Below are 18,002 nucleotides of genomic sequence, written 5' to 3'. Positions count from 1 at the left end.
GAAGGCTCCGCACCGGTCACTAGTTGCCCACCTCACTCTTCCGGCGGCGCCCCGCCTCGATGTTCTCCAGCGCCTCGGTCATGTGCGCGCCGACCTTGGCGATGATCGGCTCGTCGATTGCCTGGATGTGCTCGCCACCGATGGGCACGACCTCCAGGTCGGACACGTACTCGCCCCAGCCGCCATCCGGCTGGCGAATGGCATACCGCGGCTCGAACTCGATGACGTCGTCATGGTAGCGATCCGCCATGTAGAGGGTGACGTGGCCGTCGTACGGCTCGATCTGGACCGTCTCCAAGGCGCGGTTGTCCAGGTATGACGTGCGCTGGTGCTCGATGATCCCGCCCGGGACCTGCACGCCGCTCTGCTGAACGATATCCAGCACGAACTTGACCTGACCCTCGTCGTCGAGCTCCTCGAGCTGCTCGTAGGGAATCGCGGGGATCTCGACGTTGAAGGTGCGCTCGGCGAATCTCGCGTACCGGTCCCACCGCTTGCGGGTTTCTTCCCTGGTCTGCGGGATCTCCTCGCCGGCCCGGACTGTGTCGATCATGCCGACGAACGCCACGTTGGCGCCCATCCGCTTGAGCCCGATCGCGCAGGCGTAGGCCAACGCGCCACCCAGCGACCAGCCAACCAGGATGAACGGCTTGTCCCCGTTGATCTCCATCAGCTTGGGCACGTATTGGGCGGCCCGTTCCTGCACGGTGCCCTCGACGCGCTCCAGCCCGTACATCGGGGTGTCCGGCGGCAACCGCTTGAGCAGCGGCTCGTAGACCACCGTCGAACCGCCGGCCGGGTGGAACACGAAAACCGGTACCTGCGAGTCGTTTTGCGGCGCCCGGATGGTGCGGACGAACCCGTCGAGTTCACCGGCCTCAAGGTAGGTGCGCACCTTCTCGGCCAGCGCCTCGATGTTCTCCGACGTCAGCACGTCCTCCGCGGTGATCGAACCCTCGGCCCGCTCGGAGAGGCGCTGCGCCATCTTCTCGGCCTGCGCGCCATCCAGCTTGGGCAGCGGGTTGAAGATGCCGCCCGGGGACTTGCCCGTGACGATCGCCCACGTCGCGAACGTGACCCGCTCGGCGGCGTCGCGCGGCGGCACGTCGGAGTTGAGCGCCTTGGTGACCGCCTCCTGGTTCAGCGCTTGGGCGGCGCCGGCCAAGTTGGGTGCGGGCTGCCCGCCGTTCGCCTTCGGCCCGGACGGGTCGGTGGGTGGCGGCGGGATCGGAATGTCGGACGCCGACGGCGGCGCCGGCTGGGTTTCCGGCTCTGCCTGCGGGTCGGGCGCGGGCGCGGCCACCGTGGCGGGTGAGGCACCACTCATCAACTGCGCCTGCGCCTTGGCGATCTCCTCGGGCGAGTGCGTCTGCTGGTACTCGTGCAGCTGCTCGACCTCGTCGCGATGCTCGACCGCGTACTTGATCAGCTCCTCGATGTTGTAGAGGTTGGCGTCCCGAACGGCCGTCAATTGGATCGGCGGCAGGTCGAAGTCGTACTCGACGCGGTTCTTGATCCGCACCGCCATCAGCGAGTCCAGGCCGAGCTCGATCAGCGGCACCTCCCACGGCAGGTCCTCGGGCTCGTAACCCATGGCGGAGCCGACGATCAACCCCAGGCGCTCCGCGACCGTCTCGCCCGAGTCCGGGGACCACTTGCCCATGCTGGCCGAGAAATACCGGTTGGTCAGGCTGTCCGTCAGGGTTTCGGCTTCGGCCTCGTCGCCGGACTCCGCCGGCGCGGCGGCCGCCCCGTTGGACGGAGCGGTGATCGCCGCGGCCGCGCCGACCGCGGCCGGCAGGGCGACACCGCCTTCACCGGCGCGGGTCACCAGCGCGTCGTACACGAGCGTGAAGGACTCGTCGATGCGGGCGTGCACCTGCACCGATGCGCCGCCCGGGTGCCGGGTCAGCGTCGTCACCAGCCGAGCGCCCTCGCCGGGCACCGCACGCTGCTCGGCGGCCGCCAGCTGCGCGTCCGGAAGGACCTCCGACGCGGCGGCTTTCACCAACGCGGGCAGGTCCGTCAGGCCCCGGGGGTTGTACTCCCAGACGTGGCGGCCGTCCGGCAGGGCGACGTGGTTGCCCGGCATGAGCACCGAGCTGCTGCCGTGCGCGAAGTGCACGTCCAGCCAGTGCTCCTTGCGCTTGAACCGGGTCGGCGGAATGTTGGCGTAGTCCTCGGGACCGGACGCCCGGCTGAACAGCGTCCAGATGTCCAGGTCGTGGCCGTAGACGTAGAGCTGGGCCATGGCCGCGATCATCGCCTCGACATCGTCCTGCTTCTTGGCCAGCGTCGGGATCAGCTGCGCGTCGTGCAACCCGGCCGCGGCGGTGGTCAGGCCGATCTGCATGAGCGCCACCGGGTTGGGCGCCAGCTCCAAAAAGGTGGTGAACCCGCTGTCCACGGCGTTGCGGACGCCGTGCGTGAAGTACACCGAGTGCCGCATCCCCTTGACCCAGTAGGCGACGTCGTGGATCGGCTCGCCATCGGGCTTGATGTAGGTGCCCTCGTGCACCGTCGAGAAGATCCCCACGGTGGGCGTCATCGGCTCGATGCCCTGCAACTCCGCGGAGAACTCGCCGAGCAGCGGATCCATCTGCGAGGTGTGGCCGGCGCCCTTGGTCTGCAGCTTGCGGGCGAAACGGCCCTCGGCCTCGGCCCGGGCGACGATCGCGTCGATCTGTTCGGGCGGGCCGCCGATGACCGTCTGGGTGGGCGCCGCGTAGACGCACACCTCCAGGCCCGGGAAGTCGGCGAACACCGTCTTGAGCTCGTCGGCGGAGTACTCGACGAGCGCCATGAACCGGATGTACTCGCCGAACAGCATCGCCTCGCCCTCACCCATCAGGTGCGAGCGCGACGCGATGACCCGGGCGGCGTCGGCCAGCGACAGCCCGCCGGCGAAGTAGGCGGACGCGGGTTCACCGAGGGACTGCCCGATCACCGCGGCGGGCTTGGCGCCGTGGTGCTTGAGCAACTCGCCCAGCGCGATTTGGATCGCGAAGATCACCACGTTGGACGTCTCGATGCCGTACTCGTGCGAGTCGTCCAGGATCAGCTCGAGCACCGAGTAACCGCGCTCATCCTGGATCAGCGCGTCGACCTTCTCGATCCACTCGGCGAACACCTCGTTGCGCAGGTAGAGGTTCTTCCCCATCTTGCGGTGCTGCGCGCCGAAGCCGGCCATCGCCCACACCGGTCCGTTGGTCACGGGCCCGTCGACGCTGAACACGCCCGGCCGCTGCTTGCCCTCGGCGACGGCGCGCAGACCCTTGATGGCTTCCTCGTGGTCGTGGGCCAGCACCACCGCGCGGGAGCGGCCGTGGTTGCGCCGCGACAGCGACCGCCCGATCGATTCCAGCGACGACGCCTGCCCCTCCGGGCTTTCCATCCAGTCCGCCAGCTCGGCGGCCGCCGCCTTCTTGCGCGAGGTCAAAAACGCCGACACGGCGAGCGGGATCAGGGGCTTGGTGGGCTCAGCGGCCTCCCGCGCCGCAAGCTCTTCGAGCGCGATCTCCTTGAGCCGCAGCGCCTCGTCGGTGACCCCCGGCAGCTCGTACTCTTCCTCCTCGGGCGCCTCGGCATCCGGGATGATGTTGCCGAAGTCGTCGAACCGCAGCGCGTGGCTTTCCATGGTGGGGGCCTCGGCGGTTTCCGAGGCGGCCTGCTGTTCGGGCGCCGGCTCCGGCTCACGCGCCTCTTTTTCCACGACGTCACGGGGCAAGACCTCGCGCACCACCAGGTGCGCGTTGGCCCCACCGAAACCGAAGCTGGACACCCCGGCGAGGGCGTAGCCGCCGTAGCGCGGCCAATCGGTCGCCTGGTCGACCACCTTCAGGCGCATCGCGTCGAAGTCGATGTAGGGGCTGGGGCCGGCGAAGTTGATCGACGGCGGCAGCTTGTCGTGCTGCAGCGCCAGCACCACCTTGGCCAAGCTGGCCGCGCCGGCCGCCGACTCCAGATGGCCCACATTGGTTTTCACCGCGCCCAGCAGCGCCGGGCGGTCGGCGGGGCGGCCCCGGCCAACGACGCGGCCCAGCGCCTCGGCCTCGATCGGGTCGCCGAGGACGGTGCCGGTGCCGTGCGCCTCGATGTAGTCGACGTTGCGGGGATCGATGCCGGCGTCCTTATAGGCCCGGCGCAGCACGTCGGCCTGCGCGTCCTGGTTGGGGGCGATCAGGCCGTTGGACCGGCCGTCGTGGTTGACCGCGCTGCCCGCGATCACCGCGAGGATCTGGTCGCCGTCGCGGCGGGCGTCGTCGACCCGCTTGAGCACCAGCATGCCGCCGCCCTCGGAGCGGGTGTAGCCGTCGGCGTCGGAGGAGAACGACTTGATCCGGCCGTCGGGCGAGAGCACCTGGCCGATCTCGTCGAACCCGAGCGTGACGACCGGTGTGATCAGCGCGTTGACGCCGCCGGCGACGGCCACGTCACACTCGCCGTTGCGCAGCGCCTGGACCGCTTGGTGGGCGGCCACCAGCGAGCTCGAACAGGCAGTGTCGACGGCCACGGACGGACCGCGGAAGTCGTAGAAGTAGGAGACCCGGTTGGCGATGATCGACGTCGCGGTGCCGGTGATGGCGTAGGGATGCGCGACGGTCGGGTCGGACACCGCCAGGAAGCTGTAGTCGTTGTTGGAGACGCCGACGTAGACGCCGACGGGCTTGCCGCGCAGGCTCGACGCGGGGATGCGGGCATGCTCGAGCGCCTCCCAGGTCAGCTCCAGCGCCATCCGCTGCTGCGGGTCGATGTTGTCGGCCTCGGTCTTGGCCACCGCGAAGAACTCCGAGTCGAAGCCCTTGATGTCCTTCAGGTAGCCGCCGCGCGTGCGGGCCTTGGCCATCCGCTCGGCCAGCCGGGGCTCTTCGAGGAACTCCGCCCACCGGCCCTCGGGCAGGTCGGTGATGGCGTCGCGGCCCTCCATCAACGCGTTCCAGGTCTCGTCGGGGGTGTTCATGTCCCCGGGCAACCGGGTCGACAGGCCCACGATCGCGATGTCGACACGCTCGGCGGGGCCGTTGCGCGTCCAGTCGGAGACGTCGTCACCCGAGGTGTCGAGCTCCGGCTCGCCCTCGATGATCCGGGTGGCCAGCGACTCGATGGTCGGATGCTGGAAGGCCACCGCGACCGACAGCGTGACACCGGTCATGTCTTCGATGTCGGCGGCCATCGCGACGGCGTCGCGCGACGACAGGCCGAGCTCGACCATCGGCACCGACTCGTCGATGTCGTCCGGCGACTTCCCGACGGCCCGGCCCACCCAGTTGCGCAGCCATTCGCGCATCTCGGGAACCGTTAAGTCCGTCTTCTTGGCGGGCGGATTCTCCTGCTGGTCCTGGGGGTCGTCTAGTTCAGCCATGGTTCCAGGGTTCAGTCGTTAGCGCCGGCGAACGCGGTCGGGGACCCGACACCGCTACGCAGGCTGCCGTCGAGGTAGGCGGCACGGCACGCGCGGCGCCCGATCTTGCCGCTGGAGGTGCGCGGAATCGTTCCCGCCTGCACCAGCAGCAGGTCGCGAATGGTCACCCCGTGCCGGACGGCGATGGCCGCCCGGATCTCGTCCGCGATCGGCTGGTAGTCGAGCTTGTGCGTGCCGGGGGCACGCTCGGCCACGATCACCAGCTGCTCGGAGCTGTCCTCGGCGTCGTACTTGAGGCCGGTGTGCGGGTTGTCGAACACCACCTGCGGCAGCTGGTTGGCCGGGACCGAGAACGCGGCCACATAGCCGGTGCGCAGCGCCTTGCTGGCCTCCTGCGCCGAGTACTCGAGATCCTGCGGGTAGTGGTTGCGGCCGTCGATGATGACGAGGTCCTTGATCCGGCCCGCGATATAGAGGTGGCCGTTGTGGTAGGTGCCGTAGTCGCCGGTGCGCACCCACATGCCGTCGTCCGGGGCGCCCTCGGCGTGCGACTGGCTGATGCGCGACTTGAGGAGGTTACGGAAGGTCTCGGTGGTCTCGTCTTCCTTGCCCCAGTAGCCGGTGCCCATGTTGTTGCCGTGCAACCAGATCTCGCCGATCTGCCCGTCGGGCAGCTCGCTGGCAGTGTCGGGGTCGACGATGACGGCCCACTCGTCGACGCCGATGATGCCGGCGGAAACCTGCGCGACGGCCTTGGGCGAATCGGGGGCCACCTCGACGAAGCGTTGCTTGTTGAGCTCGTCGCGGTCGACGTGGATGACCGTGGGCGCCTCGTCCATCGGTGTGGTGGAGACGAACAGCGTGGCCTCGGCCAGGCCGTAGGACGGCTTGATCGCCGTCTCGCGCAGGCCGTACGGCTTGAATGCCTCGTAGAACTTGCGCATCGACGCCGGGGACACGGGCTCGCTGCCGTTGAGGATCGCCTTGACGTTGCTCAGGTCCAGCGGTGGTTCGCCGTCCTTGGGCACGCCGCGCACCGCGGCGTGCTCGAACGCGAAGTTCGGCGCGACGGTGACGACTTCGCAGTTCGGGGCGTCTTCGGGCTTGCGCGCCATCTCCCGAATCCAGCGGCCGGGCCGGCGCACGAACGCGGCCGGGGTCATGAACGTGAAGTTGTAGCCGAGCACGGGCGACAGCAGCGCCGTGATCAGGCCCATGTCGTGGAAGAACGGCAGCCAGGACAGGCCGCGGTCTCCTTCCTTGCCCTCGAGGCCGTTGAGCACCTGCAGCACGTTGGTGGGCAGGTTCAGATGGGTGATCTGCACGCCGGTCGGGGTACGGGTGGAGCCGGAGGTGTACTGCAGGTAGGCGATCGTGTTCTCGTCGGCCTCGGGCTCGACCCAGGTGGACGCCACCTCGGTGGGCACCGCGTCGACGGCGATCACGCGGGGCCGTTCCTTGGCTGCGCGCGCGCGGATGAATTTGCGGACGCCTTCCGCGGCCTCCGTGGTGGTCAGGATGGTCGACGGCGTGCAGTCGTCGAGCACCGCGTGCAGCCGCCCCACGTGGCCCGGCTCGCCCGGGTCGAACAGCGGCACCGCGATCCGGCCGGCGTACAGCGCGCCGAAGAAGGCGATGAGGTAGTCCAGATTCTGGGGGCACAGGATGGCGATGCGGTCACCGGGCTGGGTGACCTGCTGCAGCCGAGCGCCCACCGCCCTGTTGCGGGCGCTGAAGTCGCGCCAGACGATGTCGCGGTACACCCCGTCGCGCTCGGTGGAGTAGTCGATAAACCGGTAGGCCAGCTTGTCGCCGCGAACCCTCGCCCACTTCTCAACGTGCTTGACCAGGTTGGTGTTGTCCGGGAACCTGATCTTTCCATTCACGATGAACGGGTTGTGGTACGGCATTCCGCTCTCCTGTCACACCTGTTTTAGGCCGGCGCTACGCCGGCTTGTTGTCCTTCGGTCGGCCATGCCGACGGCTTCCATTTCTACGCGGGCCAGTCCTCGCGCGGCGCCGCGGGCGCCGACCCCCTGTTCATCCAGGCCGGCTTCCACCAGGATCGGTCCGCAACAAAGTGTTATAGCTCTTAAATTCCTCTTAATGTTAAGGGGCGGCCCGCAGCACACCAAATCACAAGGTACCGCTGATCTGCACCGGCAACGGGCTCCTGACGGCTGTGTCCCGCGGCCAGGTCATCCATGTTTGGGATGCGGCGCGTTGGCGATCAGTCCTTGAGCCCAGTTCAGCGTCCAATCGGTGGCCGGCTGCCCGTCCAGGTTCCAGAACTGGGTGGTCGCATACAACGCGTGGATGGGCTGGCCGGCGCCGCCGGCCAGGGTGTTGAGGGTGTTGGGCAGGTTGGCCACGCTGAACGCCTCGTCCGGGGCGGCGCAGATGAGGTCGCCCGGCGCGCAGATCTCATTCGTTTTGTCGTTGAGCGCGCCGAACCCCCCGGGCCGCGCGCCGGTCATGGTCAGGCCCAGGCCGGAGAGCACCGGCACCTCGTGCAGCGTGACCTCGGCGCCCTGCCCGGGCGGGTTGGGCCCGATGTCGTTGCCCACGCCGGGCTGGCGGCGACCGTCGGCGATCAACGTCACACCGAGCACCAGGTCGTCGTCGACGGGTCCGCGACCGTTGCCGATGTCGCTGGCGATGTCCCCGGCGATCACCGCGCCCTGCGAGAAGCCCATCAGCACGTAACTGGTCAGCGGGCACTTGGCGTTCATGTCCGTCATCGCCTGGACCGTCGCGCGGGTGCCTTCGGCGCGGCTTTCGTTGTACGACATCTGCGTGTCGCCGCTGAGCGGGTTGTGGAACTGCGCGGTGTAGGGGGTGGTGTACTCCTGCACCCGGGACGCGGGGAATTGCTGGGTGATCGTCGCGGTCACCTTGTGCAGCAGCGCGTTGGGGAATTGCATCGGGTTGAGCGGATCGTCCTGCGGGGCGGACTCCCAGGTGCCGGGGACGTTGACCAGCTGAACGTCGGGGCACGACGCGTCTTGCGAAGCGGGCCGGGGCTTGTGCGGGTGAGTGGTCGTGGACGGCGACGGCAGGACGCCCGGCGGCACGGCGCTGGGCGGTGATTCGCGGCTGCGCAGCATGACGACCACGAGCACGATGACCAACAACACCACCCCCGCCATCGCCAAGGCGGCGGTCCAGGCGAGGGCTCGGTGGCGCTTACGCCGGGCGTTGGTGGCCATGTTCTCCCGCTAGCAGAGTCGGTGGATCGCAGCGAAGCGGTCCTCCCGACCCCTGCTGCACCTCTACACGGTACCGGCTCGCGGGACTACCTCGGCCGGGCAGCGACCCGTCCCCCAGCTCCGCGGGGGTGCCCCCAACGCCCGGCTCCGCCGCGCTTGCGATCGCCGCCACTCAGCCGGGCAGCGACTTGCTACCGAATGGCGCCGACGATGTCGCCCGACATCGCCCCGAGCTGACCCGACCACGAGCCCCACCCGTTGTCGCCACCGCCCGGAAAGTCGAAGTGACCGTTGTGGCCCCCGTTGCTGCGGTACTGCTGATAGAACTCGCGGGAGCTGCCCATGGCCGCGCCCGCCTGGCCGATCATGGCGGCGTCGTCGCCGCCCATGTTCGTCGGGCTGTAGACCCACACGCGGGTGTTGTTCTGCGCCAGCAACGACGCGTGCACATAGGGGTCGTGCCACTTCCACCGACCCAACTGCGGGGCGCCCCACATCCCGTTACCGTCCACACCGCCGAACTGCTGCAAACCGGCCAGAATCGCGCCGTTATAGTTGGTGCTCGACGGGTACAGGAACCCGGACAACGAGCCCGCGAACCCGAAGCGGTCGGGGTGGAACGCGGCGAGCGCCATCGCGCCGTAGCCGCCCTGCGAGGCGCCCACGGCGGCGTGACCACCGGGCGCCAGGCCCTTGTTGGCGGCCAACCAGTTCGGCAGCTCGCTGGACAAGAAGGTGTCCCACTGCTTGCTGCCGTCCTGCTCCCAGTTGGTGTACATGCTCCAAGCCCCGCCCGCGGGCGCCACCACCGAGATGCCCTTTCCGCCGAGCGTGTTCATCGCGTTGCCCGCGGTGACCCAGTTGCTGACGTCGGGGGCCGCATTGAAGGCGTCCAGCAGATAGACCGCGTGCGGTCCGCCGCCCAGGAAGGCCACCGGGATGTCGCGCCCCATCGCGGCCGACGGCACCATCAAGCTTTCGTAGCCGGCCGCCCTCGCCTTGCCGGCCTGCCCGCCCGTCACGGTCACACCGATCAGCACGATCGCCAACGCCGCTACGGAGAACACCCGAAGTAGCGCTGACGCACCCCGCACGACCCTCATGTCACCCTCCATCGTCTAGTCGCTGACGAGCACATTAGCCAGCGCCGTAGTTCCCCCGCCCGCGGGGTAGTGAAACAAATCACACGCCAAAACAACTGGCGGCGGAAACCCCGAAGGGTTCCCGCCGCCAGTCGCGTTGTTGGTGGGCTTAGGTGCCCTGGCCGTTGGTGCCATTCCCGGCAGCCGCGGCGGCCGTGGCCGGCCCGGCGCCCGGGGTTGCGCCCAGCGTCGACTGCAGGTCGGGCAGCATGGCGTGCAGCTGCGCGCCCCAGTAGGGCCAGTCGTGGGTGCCGTTGGCGTCGAAGTTCCACACCGCGTTGTGGCCACCGGCGCCGTTGTAGGCGTCCTGGAACTTCAGGTTGGACGTCCGCACAAAGCCTTCGAGGAACTTGGCGGGCAGGTTGTCGCCACCGAGGTCCGACGGCTTGCCGTTACCGCAGTACACCCAGATCCGGGTGTTGTTGGCGACCAGTTTGCCGACCTGAAGCGACGGGTCGTTGCGGGCCCACGCCGGGTCCTCCTTCGGACCCCACATGTCGGCGGCCTTGTAACCACCGGCGTCTCCCATGGCCAGCCCGATCAGCGACGGCCCCATCCCCTGCGACGGGTCCAGCAGCGCCGACAGCGAGCCGGCGTAGACGAACTGCTGCGGGTGGTAGGCAGCGAGGATCAGCGCCGACGAACCGGCCATCGACAGACCGACCACGGCGCTGCCGGTCGGCTTGACCTGCTTCTGCGCCGACAGGTACTGCGGCAGCTCGCTGGTCAGAAAGGTCTCCCACTTGTAGGTGGTGCAGCCGGCCTTGCCGCAGGCGGGCTTGTACCAGTCGGAGTAGAAGCTGGACTGGCCCCCGACGGGCATCGCAACCGAGATGCCGGATTGGTTGTACCACTCGAACGCCGGGGTGTTGATGTCCCAGCCGTTGAAGTCGTCCTGCGCGCGCATGCCGTCGAGCAGGTACAGCGCGGGCGAGTTGGCCCCACCGCTTTGGAACTGAACCTTGATATCGCGGCCCATTCCGGCGGAAGGAACCTGCAGGTATTCCACCGGCAGACCGGGGCGCGAGAAGGCACCAGCGGTCGCCGAGCCCCCCACGGCGCCAATCAGGCCCGAGAGCAGCGCCGCACCAGCGGCCGCCACCACGAGCCGCCGCGGCATACCTGCCACGGCGCCGCGAAACCTGTCGACAAGCGTCATCCTTGCTTCCTCATCCTTATTCGGCGCGCCGATCATCCGGACGCGTCCATGATTTGGGTCGTACTGCATACGATCTCCGCGCAGCAGTGCTCGTGTAGTCAACCACACCTTCGGTCGCCCGGTCGCATCGAGGCGGCCCCCCAAAGCATCGTTCGGCCCGCGTCACCCGGGGCTTTCCAGGTGAAACAGCGACCACGGAATCCGCGTTTTCGCATGTACTTGGGCATCATTGCCGGCTGGTCAAGGCCCAATTGTGATGTTGCTGGCAATTTTTCACGGGGCCCGCCTGAAGCGAATGTTTGAGATTGGTCGAAAATTCTTCTGCGCGGGGCTTACTCGCGAGGCGGCGGCGGGGCCTCTTCGGGCACCGGCAGACCGCATCTGGCCAGCTCGTAGCGCGGCACGCGGTCGATCCGGTATTTGGTGAATTCATAGGAATGCAGCAGGTTGGACAGGAATCTGTGCGGGGTCATCGGTGCCCGCACCGAACTCAGCACCGCCTCGGTCTCGGGACATTTGAGTGCGGACACCGCCTCGGCGACCCACTGCTGATCCAGATAGCCCGGAATCCCGGGATATACCTTCACCCACGGCCCGTCGGCGATCGCCCAATCGGGGAAGAGGTTCTTGTCGTGCCCGATGCGCCCGTGCTGCAACCGTTCCGTGTGTTGCGCAAGCGGATTCGCCAATCCGATCTGGTCGATCACCCTGACATCGAGACCGACATTCATGCCGACCATGCCCAGGTTGGTGAAAAACACTGCGTGCTGCGGTTTTTGGGGCGGCTTGTCGGGGCCCGGCTGCGCCATGGGCACCAGGTCCCACTGAATGTAGTTGCCCGACGGCAGCAGCAGCGCGCCGTCCGGGGTGTTGTCGAGCGCCGCCAGGATGGCCGCCATCCTCGGATACCCCAGGTAGTCGGCGGCGGTGAGCGGGTGCGCGTGCCCGGTCGCCTGCGCGTAGAAGCGCCGCTCATCGACGATCCCGGAATAGCTGACATGGGTGGCGTCGTCGCCCATCCCAGGTGAATTCGCCGCCCACAGCGACCAGCCGGCCACACCCAGCCAGAGCACGCTAGCCGCGCCGGCCACCCAATAGCCCGTCTCCCGCGAGTAGTCCTGCCCGTCCGGGATGGCCAGCGGGATCACGGCTACGGGGGCCAGCAAGCAGAAGAGCGGCGCCAGCAGCACCCGCCCGTGCATGAAGTCGCCGCCCTGCCGAATCCAGTAGAGCGCCTGCAGCAGGCCGCTCACCAGGACGAAAGCCACGACGGCCGGCGGGCTTTGAACCGCCCGGGCCACCCGCGCGTAGTTGGGCGCGAGGGCGGGCCGCAAGAACGACGGCCGGCGGCGCGCCGCGAGCAGCAGCAGTCCCAGCGGCAGGAGGAGCACCACGGGCACCCAGAGGGCGTAGGGCGCGTCGAAGTTCAACAGGTAGATCATGCCCTGGGACCACTTGTCGCCGGCCGCGTCCTTGGCGAGCGCGGTCCCGGGCACCAGCAGGCCGTAGTAGCCCATGCGGAAAATTTGGTAGCCGACGGGCAGCAACCCGCCGGCCACGACGACGAGCACCCGGCGGCGCCAGGTCCGCGCCGCGACCAGCATCATGATCAGCGCCAGCCCGCCCATCAACGCCAGCTCGGGCCGGACCAGGACGCTGAAGCCGGCCACGAACGCCAGGGCGCCGATGAACACGTCGCGATCCGGCCGGTTCCGTACCGGCTGCGCCCAGCAGACCATCATCCACCACAGCAACCCGAGGTAGGCCAGCGTCAGCCCGCTCTCCAAACCGGAGGTCGCGAAGTCACGTGCGGGCGGCAGCGCGATGTAGACCAACGCGCCGGCGGGCAGCATGACGGCCTTGCGGCCCCGAAGGCTGGGCGCGTACAACCGCGCGGCGCCCAGCATGAGCAGCGCCACGCCCACCACCGACAGCGTCAGGGCCAGCGCCAGCGCCACGTATTCCATCCGCATCGGCCCGCCCACCCAGCTGCCGACGTACATGAGGTAGGTCCAGGCCGTGGAGGTGTTGGCCTCCACCCGCTCGCCCTGGTTGAAGACCGGCCCGTTGCCGGCGAGCAGGTTACGCACCGTGCGCAACACGATGAGCCCATCGTCGGCGATCCAGCGCCGCTGCCAGGCGCCCCAGGCAAACAGCACGGAGACCACCGCCACGCTGATCCACAGGCTGACCCGGACCAGCGCCGTATAGGGGAACACCGGCCAGCCCAACCGCTTGGTGACCGGCCGGGTGCGCATCATGCGCGCTTTGAGGGCCTGCAGTTCGGGGCTAACCGAAGGCAACGGCAGCTCCAAGCGTCGCGATCCACGCTAGGAAAAGCAGCTGCAGCACCCGGTCCCGCAGCGCGATGTCTTCGGGCTCGCCGGCCAGCCCGCCGTCGACGTCGACGGCGTAGCGCAGGATCGCGATGGTGAACGGGACCATCGATATCGCGAACCACGATCCCGAGTGGCGGTCCCGCTCGAACGCCCATAACCCGTAGCACAGCACCACCGCGGTGGCCGACATTGTCCAGACGAACCGCAGGTAGGTGCTGGTGTAGCTCTCCAGGGACTTGCGGATCGCGGCGCCGGTGCGCTCGGCGACCTGCAGCTCGGCGTACCGCTTGCCGGCCACCATGAACAGCGAGGCGAACGCCGCTGACAGCAAGAACCACTGCGACAGCGGGATGCCCGTGGCGGCGCCGCCGGCGATCGCCCGCAGCAGGTATGCCGACGACACGATGCAAATGTCCATGACCGCTTGGTGTTTGAGGCCGAAGCAGTACGCCAGCTGCATGCTGAGGTAGACGGCCATCACCACCGCCAGGTCGGGCGTCAGCCACCACGCGAGCGCCAGCGAGGCCGCACCGAGAACCACCGCGAGGGTGTAGGCCAGCCATTCGGGGACCACACCCGCCGCGATGGGCCGGAATCTCTTGGTGGGGTGCTCGCGGTCGGCGTTGACGTCGCGCACGTCGTTCACCAGGTATATCGACGAGGCCGCCAGGGAGAACACCACGAACGCCACGGACACCTTGGTCAGCACGTCGGCGTAGTTGTAGTGCACCGGGCCGCCCAACGCGGCCAGCGGCGCGGCCAGCACCAGAACGTTCTTCACCCACTGCCGCGGACGGATCGCCTTGACGACCCCGACCACCAGGTTGCCCGAACGCCCGGTTACCACGTCCTCACTCATTCGCCCAGACCTTCCCCGCCCGGCCCCGTAGCCGAACGGTGATTCGCGCGACGGTGGCACCGAGGACGATGCCGCAGGCCACGTCGCTGGGATAGTGCACGCCGAGCAGCATCCGGGACAACGCCATCGGGGGAACCAGGAGGGCGGCCAGTGGCAGGCCGGTGATCCGGCCCAGCAGGATGGCCGCGGCCGTCGTCGAGGTGGCATGGGCCGAGGGGAAACTCAGCTGGCTGGGGGTGCCGACGTTCACCACGACGGCCGGGTCATGCGGCCGCTGGCGCCGCACCACCCGCTTGACCAGCACGGCGGCGGCGTGCGCGGCGAACGCCCCCGCCCCGGCGACCAGCCAGTCCCATCGCCGCTTAGGCGCCAGCAGCGCGCCGACCGCCGCCACGGCCAGCCAGCCGAGGCTGTGCTCGCCGAAATGGGACAGCCCGCGCGCCGCCGTCAGCACGCCGGGGCGCTCCGCCAGCGCGGCTTGCACGGCCACCAGGGCGGCCACTTCGCCGCGCGGGGGGGCCGAATCAACCATGCTCTCGCCCGGCGTGCGCGGGCAGCAGCGCCGTCTCCCATTGCTGCTTGCTGGACAGCACCGGCAGCGCGTCCCGGTACGTCTTGCGCATCTCGTCGAAGCGGCTCGCCAGAAGGCGCTGCCGGCGCAGCGATGCGAACAGCAGCTGGAACATCTTGCGCCGGTCGCGTTGCCGGTAGACGACGCCGCACCCGTCGGCCGTCGTCACGGTGACGCCGTCGACCGTGCACAGCCGGAACCAGCGGGCGTCCTGGGTCGGCACGTTGAATTGGGGGCGCCGGTGGGCTTCGGGGTCGGCCTTGGTCGCGTTGTGCAGGATGCCGCGGGCCAGCCGGTAACCGATCGACAGCGGATTCACGGGCGGCTTCATCGCCTTGGTCTTGTTCGACGGCGCCGGAAGCTCGCTCGCGGCCGGCAGCACCACCGCGTCCGGATATTCCTTGCGCAGCCGATGCACTTCGGGCAGTGCGGATTCCAGGATCGAGAAGATGTGCTCCGGGCCGGCGAGGAAGTCGTCGATTGCCCGGTTCTGGATCGCGACGGTCGAATACTCAAGGCAGGCAAGGTGTTTCAGGGTCGCCTTGAGGTGGCTGCGTACCAGCCCGGTGATGTCGCCGTCCCAGTGCATTGCGGCGACCACCAGCCGGTTGCGCAGGTGGTAGTAGGCCTGCCAGTCGATCGCGTCGTCCTTGTCGCTCCAGGCCATATGCCAGATCGCCGCGCCGGGCAGCGTGACGGTCGGGTACCCGTGCTCGCCGGCGCGCAGACCGTACTCGGCATCGTCCCATTTGATGAACAGCGGCAGCGGCTGACCGAGTTCCTCGGCGACCTGGCGCGGGATCATGCACGTCCACCAACCGTTGAAGTCGACGTCGATGCGGCGGTGCAGCAGTGCACTTCGATCGTTCTTGTCGTTCAACGGAAATTTGGCGAAGTCGTGGTCGTACTCGGCGTGCGGCGCGGCGGTCCACATGAAGTTCGACTGGTTGACGACCTCGCCCATGATGTGCAGGTGCGAGGGCTCCTGCAGGTTGAGCATCTGACCGCCGATCAGCATCGGCGTCTTGGCGAAGCGGTGCAGGGCCAGCACCCGCAGGATCGAGTCGGGCTCGATGCGGATGTCGTCGTCCATGAACAAGATCTGTTGGCAGTCCGTGTTTTTCAGCGCCTCGTACATCACCCGGCTGTAACCTCCCGAGCCGCCGAGGTTGGGCTGGTCGTGGATGGACAGCCGGCTGCCCAGCCCGGCGGCCGCCGCCGGGAAGTCCGGGTGGTCGCGCACCTTTCGGGTGCCCTGGTCCGGGACGATCACCGCTCCGATCACCGCGTCCACCAACGGATCTGCGGTGAGGTCGGCCAGCGCGTTGACGCAGTCGGCGGGGCGGTTGAACGTGGGGATGCCGACGGCGATGTTGGCAGTGCCTGGCGCGGGCTCGGTCGCGTACCAGCCACCGCTGATCAGGTTCACCGCGGTGTCGGTGGTGATGTCGAACCAGATCCAGCCCCCGTCCTCGAACGGCTTGAGCGGCACCTCGATCTCGACGATGGCCGGCTGATCGTCGGTCCCGACGAATTGGCGGCCCTCCACCGAGATTCGCACCCCGGTGGCCTTGGTGCGGTACACGTCGACGCGTCCGGTTCCGGTGAGCTCGACGCGCAGCACCACCGACGTGCAGATGGACCAGCGGCGCCAGTAGCTGGCGGGGAACGCGTTGAAGTACGTGGCGAACGACACCTCGGACTCTTTGCCGATCTCCAGCGAGGTACGGCTGGTCGCGTGCGCGCGCCGCGCGTTGGTGGTCGATTCCTCCAGGTACAGCTTGCGCACGTCGAGGGGTTCACCCGGACGCGGCAGGATGATTCTGGAAAGCAGGCTTACGGCGGTCATTTAGCGCCGTCCCCCGCACGCGGGTGGTGCCCCCACCTCATCGCTGCTCCCTTCATTTGGCCTCATTTCGTCGCCGCGGTCATCCCCCCGGCGCCTTCCTCCACCAGAGCCTTGCCGTCGCGTAGGTGCGGCGCGAGGGTGTTGTCGTACACGTTCAATGCGCTGGCAATCGCCATGTGCATGTCCAGGTATTGGTAGGTGCCCAGCCGCCCGCCGAAGAGAACTTTCGCCGACGCGGTTTCGGCCTTCGCCCGGGCGCGGTACGCGGCCAGCAGGGCACGGTCGGCCTCGGTATTGATCGGATAGTAGGGCTCGTCGTCGTCGGCGGCGAACCGCGAGAACTCCCTCATGATCACCGTCTTGTCGGTGGGGTAGTCGCGCTCCGGGTGGAAGTGGCGAAACTCATGGATGCGGGTATAGGGCACGTCTAGATCGCTGTAATTCATCACCGGCGTGCCCTGGAAATCGCCGGTGTCGCGCACCTCGACCTCGAAATCCAAAGTGCGCCATCCTAATCGGCCCTCCGAGTAGTCGAAGTAGCGGTCCAGCGGGCCGGTGTATACCACTGGGGCATCCGGACTGGCGGCGCGGAGTTCGTCGCGCACGTCGAACCAGTCGGTATCCAGCCGCACCTCGATGCGCTCATCGGCGGCCATGTTTTTCAGCCACGCGGTGTAGCCGTCGACCGGCAGCCCCTCGTAGGTGTCGTTGAAGTAGCGATTGTCGAACGTGTAGCGCACGGGCAACCGCGTGATGGTGGATGCCGGCAGCTCCTTGGGGTCGGTCTGCCACTGCTTGGCGGTGTAGTTCTTCATGAACGCCTCGTACAGCGGGCGCCCGATCAGCGAGATCGCCTTCTCCTCAAAGTTCTGCGCGTCGGCGGACTCGATCTCGGCAGCTTGCTCCTTGATGAGGAGGCGCGCCTCGTCGGGGCTGTAGTACTTGCCGAAGAACTGGCAAACCAGGCCCAGCCCCATCGGCAACGGGTAGGCCTGCCCGTTGTGCAGCGCAAACACCCGGTGCTGGTAGCCGGTGAAGTCGGTGAACTGCCGCACGTAGTCCCACACCCTCTTATTGGAGGTGTGGAACAGGTGGGCGCCGTACTTGTGGACCTCGATGCCCGTCTGCGGCTCGGCCTCGGAATAGGCGTTGCCGCCGATGTGTGGGCGGCGTTCGACCACGAGCACGCGCTTCCCGAGTTGGGTAGCCACGCGCTCGGCAATGGTCAGGCCGAAGAACCCGGAGCCGACGACAAAGAGGTCAAAGCGACTAAAAGGAGAAGTCATCGGTTGCTTAGGGTATCCGACGGCGTGGGCCTAACCCATTTGGCGAGGCCAGGGAGTCCGCGATCGGTCGTGGGAGAAGTTTCCTCGACCCCGAATCGGGCGATCACGGTCCGGGTCGCAATTACCTCACGATTCAATATCACCACTCTAGTCACAACAATCTCACTCGTACCATCGACTCTGTGTGGTTGTCGCCAGCGAGGAAGCGGTAAGGCCGCACTGACAC

The 18,002-nt window shown here is 68.0% G+C and carries 10 protein-coding genes; all 10 read right to left on the bottom strand.

Features of this window, described 5'->3' with window-relative positions; translation table 11 throughout:
- Nucleotides 1-19 precede the first annotated feature (19 nt).
- Entirely contained in the window at nt 20-5,362 is a 5,343-nt protein-coding gene (gene pks13 / locus ACEL92_RS01280; protein ID WP_374023877.1) for a polyketide synthase Pks13, read from the bottom strand.
- 11 nt (nt 5,363-5,373) lie between these two features.
- Nucleotides 5,374-7,272 carry a long-chain-fatty-acid--AMP ligase FadD32 gene (gene fadD32 / locus ACEL92_RS01275; protein ID WP_374023876.1) on the bottom strand — a complete coding sequence of 633 codons (1,899 nt, stop codon included), beginning with the start codon at nt 7,270-7,272 and terminating at the stop codon, nt 5,374-5,376.
- Nucleotides 7,273-7,560: 288 nt separating this feature from the next.
- On the bottom strand, nt 7,561-8,571 hold the full coding sequence (locus ACEL92_RS01270) for a cutinase family protein (protein WP_374023875.1): 1,011 nt from the start codon (nt 8,569-8,571) through the stop codon (nt 7,561-7,563).
- Between the two features lie 191 nt (nt 8,572-8,762).
- Nucleotides 8,763-9,665, bottom strand: a complete 903-nt coding sequence (locus ACEL92_RS01265) for an esterase family protein (RefSeq protein ID WP_374026421.1) — start codon at nt 9,663-9,665, stop codon at nt 8,763-8,765.
- 157 nt (nt 9,666-9,822) lie between these two features.
- On the bottom strand, nt 9,823-10,872 hold the full coding sequence (ag85A, locus tag ACEL92_RS01260) for a diacylglycerol acyltransferase/mycolyltransferase Ag85A (protein WP_374023874.1): 1,050 nt from the start codon (nt 10,870-10,872) through the stop codon (nt 9,823-9,825).
- Between the two features lie 332 nt (nt 10,873-11,204).
- Nucleotides 11,205-13,175 carry a terminal beta-(1->2)-arabinofuranosyltransferase gene (gene aftB / locus ACEL92_RS01255; RefSeq protein WP_374023873.1) on the bottom strand — a complete coding sequence of 657 codons (1,971 nt, stop codon included), beginning with the start codon at nt 13,173-13,175 and terminating at the stop codon, nt 11,205-11,207.
- The gene (locus ACEL92_RS01250) at nt 13,162-14,070 is read right to left on the bottom strand and encodes a decaprenyl-phosphate phosphoribosyltransferase (protein ID WP_374023872.1); all 909 of its coding nucleotides are present in this window, start codon (nt 14,068-14,070) and stop codon (nt 13,162-13,164) included. Before ACEL92_RS01250 ends, aftB begins: the two co-directional genes overlap by 14 nt.
- A complete protein-coding gene (locus ACEL92_RS01245; RefSeq protein WP_374023871.1) occupies nt 14,063-14,602 on the bottom strand; it encodes a phosphatase PAP2 family protein in 540 nt (179 codons plus the stop codon). Before ACEL92_RS01245 ends, ACEL92_RS01250 begins: the two co-directional genes overlap by 8 nt.
- Entirely contained in the window at nt 14,595-16,490 is a 1,896-nt protein-coding gene (locus ACEL92_RS01240) for a glycosyltransferase (RefSeq protein WP_374023870.1), read from the bottom strand. The genes ACEL92_RS01245 and ACEL92_RS01240 overlap by 8 nt, the downstream gene beginning before the upstream one ends.
- A 62-nt stretch (nt 16,491-16,552) precedes the next feature.
- A complete protein-coding gene (glf, locus tag ACEL92_RS01235; RefSeq protein WP_374023869.1) occupies nt 16,553-17,776 on the bottom strand; it encodes a UDP-galactopyranose mutase in 1,224 nt (407 codons plus the stop codon).
- Between the last annotated feature and the right edge of the window lie 226 nt (nt 17,777-18,002).

Origin of the sequence: Mycobacterium hainanense, assembly GCF_041890355.1 — a bacterium.
GTDB lineage: Bacteria > Actinomycetota > Actinomycetes > Mycobacteriales > Mycobacteriaceae > Mycobacterium > Mycobacterium hainanense.
This window is presented reverse-complemented; position numbering and strand designations above follow the sequence as displayed.